General features: G+C 51.2%; 8 protein-coding genes. 5 read left to right on the top strand and 3 right to left on the bottom strand.

Features of this window, described 5'->3' with window-relative positions:
* From B3D59_RS02965 to B3D59_RS02985, 5 genes are all read left to right on the top strand, one after another.
* The coding region (locus B3D59_RS02965; protein WP_286817617.1) for a hypothetical protein at window positions 1–879 on the top strand (879 nt) is incomplete at its 5' end.
* 101 nt (window positions 880–980) lie between these two features.
* Entirely contained in the window at window positions 981–2,708 is a 1,728-nt protein-coding gene (locus B3D59_RS02970; protein WP_286817618.1) for a ShlB/FhaC/HecB family hemolysin secretion/activation protein, read from the top strand.
* A gap of 167 nt (window positions 2,709–2,875) precedes the next feature.
* On the top strand, window positions 2,876–3,301 hold the full coding sequence (gene tsaA / locus B3D59_RS02975) for a tRNA (N6-threonylcarbamoyladenosine(37)-N6)-methyltransferase TrmO (protein WP_286817619.1): 426 nt from the start codon (window positions 2,876–2,878) through the stop codon (window positions 3,299–3,301).
* 14 nt (window positions 3,302–3,315) lie between these two features.
* Entirely contained in the window at window positions 3,316–7,095 is a 3,780-nt protein-coding gene (locus tag B3D59_RS02980; RefSeq protein WP_286817620.1) for a hydantoinase B/oxoprolinase family protein, read from the top strand.
* A gap of 134 nt (window positions 7,096–7,229) precedes the next feature.
* Window positions 7,230–7,478 (top strand): hypothetical protein, encoded by a 249-nt coding sequence (locus B3D59_RS02985; protein ID WP_286817621.1) that lies wholly within the window; start codon window positions 7,230–7,232, stop codon window positions 7,476–7,478.
* A 110-nt stretch (window positions 7,479–7,588) separates the two neighbouring features.
* Here B3D59_RS02985 and B3D59_RS02990 read toward each other — a convergent pair whose 3' ends face one another.
* From B3D59_RS02990 to B3D59_RS03000, 3 genes are all read right to left on the bottom strand, one after another.
* Complete coding sequence (locus B3D59_RS02990; protein ID WP_286817622.1) at window positions 7,589–8,059, bottom strand: Lrp/AsnC family transcriptional regulator; 471 nt, start codon at window positions 8,057–8,059, stop codon at window positions 7,589–7,591.
* 26 nt (window positions 8,060–8,085) lie between these two features.
* A complete protein-coding gene (locus B3D59_RS02995) occupies window positions 8,086–8,700 on the bottom strand; it encodes an alpha/beta hydrolase (RefSeq protein WP_286817623.1) in 615 nt (204 codons plus the stop codon).
* On the bottom strand, window positions 8,697–10,034 hold a 1,338-nt coding region (locus B3D59_RS03000; RefSeq protein ID WP_286817624.1), incomplete at its 5' end, for a CTP synthase. The genes B3D59_RS03000 and B3D59_RS02995, both read right to left, overlap by 4 nt.

Below are 10,034 nucleotides of genomic sequence, written 5' to 3' on the forward strand. Positions count from 1 at the left end.
ACGATAGAGTTAACGAATGGTGCACAACTCATCAGCGAAAGTGGTTTCCAGGATGCATTGGGTAATATAATTGTCGGAACAGGTCAAGGAGGTAAAATAACCGTTACTGCCACTGATAAAGCTTCTCTTTCTGGTTACAGCCAAATCACTACTTCAACAAAAGGTATTGGTATGGGAGGAGAATTAACTATCAAAGCAAAAGAGATCAATCTTCTTGATAAGAGTACTATCTCAGCAAGTAGCTCAAGTAAAAACTTGAATGAACTTCTAAACCAAGATTTAAATTCAAAGGCGGGTAAATCAGGTAATATCTTTATCATAGTCGATGATACACTTCAAATAAACAATGACAGTAGAATAACTGTGCATACCGAACAAGCAAATGCTGGTGATATTACAATCAACGCAGGATGTTTGGTGCATTTGCGTGAGAGTGAGCTTAATACCTCTGTTGCAGGCGGCAAAGGGAATGGTGGCAACATCTTCATTTATCCGGTATTTGCTGTATTAGATGGAGCAAGCAAAGTTATTGCCCAGGCCGAGAAAGGCAATGGCGGCAACATCATTATCGGTATTGTTGGTAATGGCGCTTATTTCAAGTCACCGGACAGTATTGTGGATGCCTCGTCAGGGTTCGGTGACGATGGTTTAGTCAGAATAGACGCGCCGGATACCGATATCAGCGGCAGCATTTCGACCTTACCTGCATCATTCCTTGATGCGTCATCCATGTTGAGCGAACGCTGTGTGACCCGTACAGCCGGAGAATTGAGTACCTTTAACATAGTCGGCCATGGCGGCATGCCTCTTTGCCCGGATACTCTGTGGCCAGCGTTCTATTTGCTTGATAACCCAAAGGATCAACAAAAGAATCCTTAACTCAATAACAGATAGAGAACTTTTGTCTGAAAAACAGCTAATAAAAAAAACGACTCATCCCCGTTGACATCAACTACGACCAATAAACGGAGTTTTTTCCTATGAAAGTTGGATTTGGGTTCAAATATATTATTTATCTTGGACTGATACTAACAATAAACCTGAATACGCCACGGGTCTTTGCCCAGATGCCGCTTTTCCCACAGACACAACGGCCAAGTCAGGAAAGGCCACCACTGCCGGAATATGAAAAACCCGCTCCGCCCCCCTTGACACTGCCTCCGGCTATACAAAGTCCAGATGATTCAGATCGGCTTTCGGCACGATTCCGGGTATTTGTCCGCAAGTTCAAACTGACAGGTAATACCGTCTTTGCTGATGGGGAATTGGCAGAAATTACCAAGGCGTATGAGGGACGGGTGATCACTTCCGAAGAATTGCAGGAAGTACGGCGTAAACTCACGCGTCTCTATGTAAATGCGGGTTATGTCAATTCCGGAGCGGTTATTCCGGACCAGAAGGTAGAGAAAGACATTATTCATATACAAATCATTGAAGGCCAGCTCACCAAGATAGAGGTAGAGAAGAATAAATGGCTATCCTCTAAATACATAAAAAAACGGCTGGCCCTGGGAGCGCAACCCGTGCTCAATACCAATCAATTACGCCAGCATCTTCAACTTCTGCAACAAAACCAAATGGTAAAGCAGTTGCATACGGAACTCGGTCCTGGAATTAAACCGGGAGAAGGCATTTTGGAAGTCCGGGTAAAAGAAGAACCTCCGTTCGAATCAGGTCTGATATTTGCCAATGACTGCAGTCCCAGTGTCGGCGCCGAACGGGGCCGGATTTACCTGGCGCATCACAGTCTGACCGGATGGAGCGATACGCTGGGGGTTCAGTATGGACTTACCGAGGGCGAAGATGAGTTTTCCGTTTTCTATACCCGCCCCCTCAATGCCTATGATACGACGTTGCGTCTGGAGTATGATAAAACCGATTGCGCCATGATTGAGGAACCCTTTGATGATTTGGATATAGAAAGCGATCTGGAAACCTATAGCATCTCCTTAACCCATCCCTTTTACAGAACCCCTCAACGGGTGTTTTCCATGGGGTTAGCCCTTGATTTGCGCCACAGCCGCACCTATCTCCTGGGAAGACCTTTCTCTTTTTCTCCCGGGGTTCAGGATGGAGAAAGTGATGTAACGGTATTGCGCTTTTCCCAGGAGTGGCTGGACCGAAGCTTTGATCAGGTGATTGCCATACGTTCCATTTTCAGTATAGGCATTGATGCCATGGGTGCAACGAGTGGGGAAGAACCGGACGGACAATATTTAGCCTGGTTAGGCCAGTTTCAGTGGGCAAGGCGTTTCAGCAATCGGGGAGACCAGGTCATTTTGAGGACCGACCTGCAATTGGCCGAGGATTCACTTTTGCCAATGGAAAGAATTTCTGTTGGAGGCGCTAAGACAGTGCGGGGATATCGTGAAAATCAGTTGGTCAGGGACAATGCGTTGGTGACCTCCCTGGAGTTTCGTATTCCTGTATTTCGTCTGCCTATTCCCGGGATAAGCCGTGGGTTCGAAGAGGGTATGGTTCAAGTAGCACCGTTTGCGGATTTTGGATGGGCCTGGAACACTGATTTACCAACCCCAGACCCCGATACGATCTCCAGTGTAGGTCTCGGTGTGAGGTGGGACCCCAGTCCCAGGATACATTGCGAGATTTATTGGGGGCTGGCTTTGCGTGATTTCGACAATCCCGATGAAAATCTGCAGGATAGCGGGATTCATTTTCTCGTGAGCTGGCATTTTCCCTTTCCATAACAGCTCCCCCATTTTCACTAACGTTCATACAAACTGGGAGGGGTGCATTCTACAGCCTTTTTCAAGATGCAATTGAATATGTACGATACAGATCAACTATGTTAAGTTAGCCTCTTGTCAGCCCCAAAATAAAATCAACAAGCCCCCCAACAACATAGGTGGTTATAATGACAAACGATACACCCATTCCCTTCAAGCCCATCGGTTTTGTGAGAACCAATGCAACAAAATTACCCCGGCACTGGTCCGTGTCACAGGAAAAAGGGGTATTGGAGATTCATCCTGAATTTGCGCCTGCCCTGCGTGATATTGAAACCGGACAAAAGATTGTGGTGCTTTTCCATTTTCATAAAAGCCCGGCATTCAATTCAGGATACCTGTTCCAGACCCCGCCCCACCGGTCCTCTTCCAGAGGCGTGTTCAGCATCTGTTCGCCCATCCGTCCCAATGCCATCGGCATGAGTATCATTGAGGTGACCAATAAAAACCAAGGACACATCGGTGTCAAACACATCGACATGATCGACGGCACACCGATTTTGGATATCAAGCCCCTGATCACGGGAGAAGAGGATTGTCCCAGCGCTGAATAAAACAAGGAGTATCCATGTCAGACCCCGCCAAATTTCGTTTTTCCGTCGACCGCGGCGGCACCTTCACGGATATCTATGCCGAAGTACCCGGAGAACCCGGATTCAGGGTCATCAAGCTTTTATCCGAAGATCCCCGGAACTATCCTGATGCACCCCGTGAAGGAATCCGGCGCATCCTGGAAGAGGTGACCGGCAAGCCCGTACCCAAGGAACTGTTCGAATCCGACCGGATTGAATGGATTCGCATGGGGACCACCGTGGCCACCAACGCCCTGCTGGAACGAAAAGGCTCGCCCAGCGCCCTGGTGGTGACCCGGGGATTCGGTGATATTCTTCAAATCGGAAACCAGGACCGTCCCCGGATTTTTGACCTGGAGATCAAAAAACCCGAAATTCTGTACCGGGAGGTCATTGAAGCGGACGAGCGCCTGAGGATCTTGCGGGAGGAGGATGACGCCTCGGCAGTGGAAGGCAAAATCGTGAAGGGGATCACCGGTGACCGCCTGGCAGTGATTCGTCCCCTGGATACAGCGGCCATAAAATCTGATCTTAAGGCTGTCTATGATCGGGGCATCCGCAGTCTTGCCGTCGTGCTCATGCACGCCTATGCCTGGCCGGATCATGAACGAACCATCGGCCGCCTGGCCCAGGAGATCGGATTCACCCAGATCTCCCTCTCCTCCAAAGTCATGCCGCGGGTGAAGCTGGTGGCCAGGGGCGACACCACCATGGTGGACGCCTACCTCAACCCGCATATTCGCACCTACCTTGACAGCTTTAAACACGGGTTCAAGGACAAGCTTACCCACACAGGCCTTCTTTTCATGCAGTCAGACGGCGGCCTGGCCGGTGCCGACGGGTTCACCGGCAGCCGCGCCATCCTCTCCGGACCGGCCGGCGGGGTGGTAGGCTATGCCATGACCACCTTTGATTCTGAAAAAAAACAGCCCGTCATCGGCTTCGACATGGGCGGCACATCCACCGATGTCTCCCGGTTCGGGGGGGAATATGAGCTGGTCTTTGAATCGGAAACCGCCGGAGTGCGCATCCAGGCCCCCCAACTCCACATCAGGACCGTGGCCGCCGGCGGGGGCAGCCGCCTCTTCTTTGACAACGGCATGTTCCTGGTGGGTCCCGAATCTGCCGGGGCTCACCCTGGGCCGGTCTGCTACCGAAAAGAGGGCTACCTGACGGTCACGGACGCCAATCTGGTGCTCGGCCGTATTCAACCTAATCACTTTCCCCATATTTTCGGCCCCACGGAAGATCAGCCGCTGGACGTGGAAGCGGCCTGTACGGCCCTGGCCGGCCTGACAGAGGAAATCAACAGGTGCTCCGCCGCTGCCGGGCTGCCGCCCATGACGGTGGAGGAGGCTGCCCTGGGGTTTATCCGGGTGGCCAACGAGGTGATGGTCAGGCCCATCCGTGAAATTTCGGTGATGCGGGGATTCGATATCAAGGCGCACATTCTGGCCACCTTTGGGGGCGCCGGTCCCCAGCATGCCTGCGCCATTGCCCGGACCCTGGGAATATCCAAAATTTTTATCCACCGGTTTTCCGGCATTCTGTCCGCCTACGGCATGGGCATGGCCGATGTGGTCACGGAGCGCCAGCAGCCCTGCTCCGCTGTCTTATGCCCACAAGCGCTGAAAGACGCTGAAGCGGTTTTTAAACAACTTGAAGAAGCGGCTCGCCGGGAACTTCAGGATCAGGGATTCTCCCCGGATGCCGTTGACACCACCCGGTTTCTTAACCTGCGATACCATGGGACAGACACGGCCATTATGATCTGCCGGCCTGAAGACAATGACTATACAAAAGCCTTCAGGGCCGTCTACCGCAGGGAGTTCGGATTCGATCTTTTTGGCAGGGAAATCCTCATCGACGATATCCGGATCCGCGCCCGGGGCAAGTCTGAGAATCTGCGCCGGATCAGCATCCCAAAGGCCCATGGGGCACCGCCGGTGCTGGATACGGCCCAGTGCTATTTTGAAGAAGGCCGGCAGAAAACCTTGATTTACGATCTGGAAAAACTTGCCGCCGGCCATTGTATCAACGGCCCGGCCATTCTGATCCACCATACTTCCACCATTCTCATCGAACCCGACTGCACCGCAGAGATTACAAAAAACGGCGATGTGGAAATCAAGGTGGGCTCGGGCACGCGGGAGCAAATCGGCACAACGCTTGACCCGGTCCAACTTTCCATTTTCAGCAATCTCTTCATGTCCATTGCCGAACAAATGGGCCGGATGCTTCAAAAAACCGCCATCTCCACCAATATCAAGGAGCGCCTCGATTTTTCCTGCGCCCTGTTCGGGCCCGATGGTGAACTGGTGGCCAATGCGCCCCATCTGCCGGTCCATCTGGGGAGTATGAGCGACGCGGTAAAGGCGCAGATCCAGATGCAGGGAAGCGGTCTTACGCCCGGGGATGTATTGGTCTCCAATCATCCAGCTGCAGGGGGCAGCCACCTGCCCGACATTACGGTCATCACCCCCGTGTTCAAAAACGATCAGGTCATTTTTTGGGTGGCAGCCCGTGGGCATCACGCCGACATCGGCGGCATCTCTCCTGGCTCCATGCCCCCCAACTCCCGCCGCCTTGAAGAGGAAGGGGCCTGCATCACCTCGTTCAAGCTGGTGGAGAACGGCATTTTTCAGGAAGAAGGCATTTCGAAACTGCTGCTGGCCCCCGGCAAACTGCCCCCGACACCGGGGCGTCCGGCCATCTGGGGCACCCGCCTTCTGGCAGACAATATCTCCGATCTTAAGGCCCAGGTTGCCGCCAACCAGAAAGGGATTGAACTGGTGCTGGAGATGGTGGATCACTACGGCCTCGACGTGGTTCAGGCCTATATGAAGCATGTTCAGGATGCGGCTGAAGAGGCTGTGCGGCGTCGGCTCAGTGCGCTTTCCGCATCCAAGGGGATGGCCGAACGGGACACGATCCGCGCCAGTGACTATCTGGATGACGGCAGCCCCATTGCCCTATCCCTCACCATAGACCGAAAGGACGGCAGCGCACTATTTGATTTTCAAGGCACCGGACCTCAAATCTGGGGAAACTGCAATGCTCCCAAAGCCGTGACTAAATCGGCGATACTTTACTGCGTCAGATGCCTGATTGAAAAAGACCTGCCCTTAAACCACGGCTGCCTTATCCCCATCACCGTTAATATCCCCAAGGGCTCTCTGCTTGATCCCTCTGCCGAAGCGGCGGTGGTAGGCGGTAACGTGCTGACCTCCCAGCGAATCACCGACGTCGTCCTCAAGGCGTTCGGCGTGGCTGCCGCCTCCCAGGGCTGCATGAACAATTTTACCTTCGGCAATGACCGCTTCGGCTACTATGAAACCATAGCCGGCGGGGCCGGCGCCGGCCCGACCTGGCACGGGCAGACCGGGGTTCACACCCACATGACCAACACCCGAATCACTGATCCGGAGATCCTGGAGCGGCGATATCCCATAATTCTCAGGGAATTTTCCATCCGCCGGGGGTCCGGCGGCAGGGGGCGGTTCAACGGTGGGGACGGTTTAGTGCGTGAAGTGGAATTTTTAAAGCCCCTCAATGTCGCCATCCTTTCCGAACGCAGGGTTTTCGCCCCCTACGGGCTGGAAGGCGGCGAATCCGGCAGCAAAGGGGTGAACCTCTTCATCAGAAAAGACGGCACCTCAATCTGCATGGGTGCCAAGAACGAAATCATAGCGCAACCCGGCGAGCGTTTCCGTATCATGAGCCCCGGCGGAGGTGGATTCGGCACGCCAACAGTGAATGAAAAAAATACAAATTAATTTCTAAAATGTAATTAAATTTAAGACAAAAATGTTAATATATTTTTGTGTTGCCTTTTTAAAGACGAGATTCTATAACCAAGAAATACCTGACTTAAGGTGTAAAAAAACCACCACTTTGAAAAGGAGTAAACATGAAAAAGACAACACTGGAAAAAATCTTTGAATATGCATCCATGCCTGTCCACGGAACGTTATCGCGTAAGTTGAGAAACGACATCCACTGCCAGATAAACGATGGCAAGGAATATGTCGGTGCTACTTTTTTCCTCGGTGAAGAGTTCGTTCGCATTACGGAACAAAAAGATGGACAAATGATCAATACGTATTATGACTGGGAAACCATCGCATCCGTAAGAACCATTGCCAATAATACAAAATAAAGAAAGGATGTCTAACCTAAGCTATATTTTACAAAAAGCCCGGCTACACAGATAACTGCAAATAGCCTCACCCAACAGGGCCAGGCTATAAAAAAACAATGAACAGGATTTCAGCTGTCATTCTCGGCTTTCAGGACAAAAATTCTTTTATCCTTGAGGCTGTCGATGACAAATGATGACTGGATGCTCTGGATGCCCTGTATCCGGGTCAGTTTATGATTCATGAATTCTGCATAGGCATTGATATCCTTTGCAATGACCTTGAGGATAAAATCATGGGCACCGGCAATCTGATAGCATTCCACAACCTCCTCAAGCTCCGAAAACTTTTCCTTTATTAAAGACACCGAAGATAGCTTGCTCAAGCTCAGCGTAATACTGACAATGACCATGATAGGAAATCCAACCTTTTCCGGATCCACCACAGCCATGAAATGGGAGATTACACCCGTTGTTTCAAGGCGTTTCACTCGTTCCAGCGTAGCAGGCGCTGAAATTCCCACCATCCGGGACAGCCGGGCATTGGTAATTCTCCCGTTTTCCTGGAGAATATTCAGTATTTGCTTATCAATCCGGTCCAATTGCCTTGTTCCAATACGTTGAGAATTTAGGACTGCAGGTAGTCTAAAAGAATGTCTCCCAATTCATCCAAGGCACCGACATAAAAGTGATCTGCATTGGAAATAACCGACATTTGTGGAGTAATCTTCCATTTACACAAAAGATCCTCTATTAGATATACAGGCGCTAAATCATCATTTTCACCCGTTATAATCAGCCCTGTATTAGGCAACTGTTCCACCTGGTCAAAGCTTAACAATGCTGCCGGCGGCGAAACCATAATATGATCGCAGAGATCAACACCGGCACTGACGACATGGGCATTGACCCATGAACCAAAAGAGTATCCGGCAAGAAAAAGCTGATCATATCCCTGGTCGGATAAAAAAGCCAAAGCGTTTCTGACATCATCCTGCTCGCCCCGGCCATTGTCAAATTCTCCGGAACTGCCACAGGTACCTCTGAAATTAAAACGCAGGGTAGCAATCCCCGCAGATTGAAAGCAAGCGGCCATCCGGCAGATCAAAGGCACATCCATGTTTCCGCCATAAAGGGGATGGGGATGGGCCAGCACCAAGGCTTTCCCTGTTTCCTGCCGGTTCAGATACCCCTCAAGACAGATATTGCCGTTACCGGTTATGGTGATGGATTCTTCCATCATCTCTTATTTTTCAGGGCGGCTCTGATAAATGCCTTGAAAAGAGGATGGGGAACCATGGGTTTGGACTTGAATTCCGGATGAAACTGGCAGCCCAGAAACCACGGATGATCTTTAAGTTCCACAATTTCCACCAGGTCGTGGTCCGGAGATGTCCCTGAAATGACAAGACCCGATTCCACCAGTTTGTCCTTGTATTCATTATTGAACTCAAAGCGGTGGCGATGCCGTTCGGAAATATTTTCAGTCTTGTAGGCATTCATGGCAAAGGTATCTTCAACCAGAAGGCAGGGATAAGCACCTAACCGCATGGTGCCTCCTTTATCCGAGGATTCATCCCGTTTCTCGACCTTGCCGGTCTGTTCATCTACCCACTCTTTCATCAGGTAAATCACCGGATAGGGCGTGTCAATGTCAAACTCCTCGCTGTTGGCATCCTCCAGGCCGGCAAGATTGCGTGCAATCTCAATCACGGCCATCTGCATGCCAAGGCAAATGCCGAAAAAGGGCACCTTATTTTCACGGGCATACCCGGCAGCAAGAATCTTTCCTTCAATTCCTCTATTCCCGAACCCGCCCGGTACCAGGACACCATCGACCTTGGACAGCACGTCAGCCACATTCTCCTTTGTCAGGTTGGAGGAATCCACAAATTGCAGATTCACCTTGGTGTCATTGGAGATACCGCCGTGGGTCAGTGCCTCGTTCAGACTTTTATAACTCTCGGTCAAGTCCACATATTTGCCCACAATGGCGATGGTGACACTGTACCTTGGATTTTTCAGGCGCTCCACCATCTCCCGCCAGCCCTCAATTCGCGGGGCCCTGGCCCAGATGTTCAGTTTCTTAAGAATCATGTCCCCTAAGCCTTCTTCATTGTAGACAATGGGCACATCATAGATGCAGTCCACATCCTTGGCTGTAAATACGGCATCAGGTCCGACATTGCAGAACAGGGCAATCTTGTTTTTAATCTCCTGGGTCAAAAGACTCTCCGTGCGGCACAAAAGGATATCCGGCTGGATACCGATGCTTCGAAGTTCCTTGACACTGTGCTGGGTGGGTTTGGTTTTCACCTCACAGGCGGTTTTAATATATGGCACCAGGGTCAGGTGGATGTAAATCACGTTGGCGGGCCCGGCATCAGCCTTGAACTGGCGAATGGCTTCAAGAAAGGGAAGGGATTCAATATCCCCGATGGTGCCGCCGATTTCAACAATTACCACATCGGTATCCTGGGAAACCAGGCAAATGGCCCGTTTAATCTCGTCAGTAATATGGGGGATCACCTGAACAGTGCCGCCAAGGTATTCGCCCCGGCGCTCCTTGGTGATGAC

Origin of the sequence: Desulfobacter sp. UBA2225 (genome assembly GCF_002348205.1) — a bacterium.
Classification (GTDB): domain Bacteria; phylum Desulfobacterota; class Desulfobacteria; order Desulfobacterales; family Desulfobacteraceae; genus Desulfobacter; species Desulfobacter postgatei.

Coding starts and splice junctions, on each gene's coding strand:
- B3D59_RS02995 (WP_286817623.1), bottom strand. CDS start 8,700: ATGATGGAAGAATCCATCACCATAACCGGTAACGGCAATATCTGTCTT.
- B3D59_RS02985 (WP_286817621.1), top strand. CDS start 7,230: ATGAAAAAGACAACACTGGAAAAAATCTTTGAATATGCATCCATGCCT.
- B3D59_RS02970 (WP_286817618.1), top strand. CDS start 981: ATGAAAGTTGGATTTGGGTTCAAATATATTATTTATCTTGGACTGATA.
- tsaA (WP_286817619.1), top strand. CDS start 2,876: ATGACAAACGATACACCCATTCCCTTCAAGCCCATCGGTTTTGTGAGA.
- B3D59_RS02980 (WP_286817620.1), top strand. CDS start 3,316: ATGTCAGACCCCGCCAAATTTCGTTTTTCCGTCGACCGCGGCGGCACC.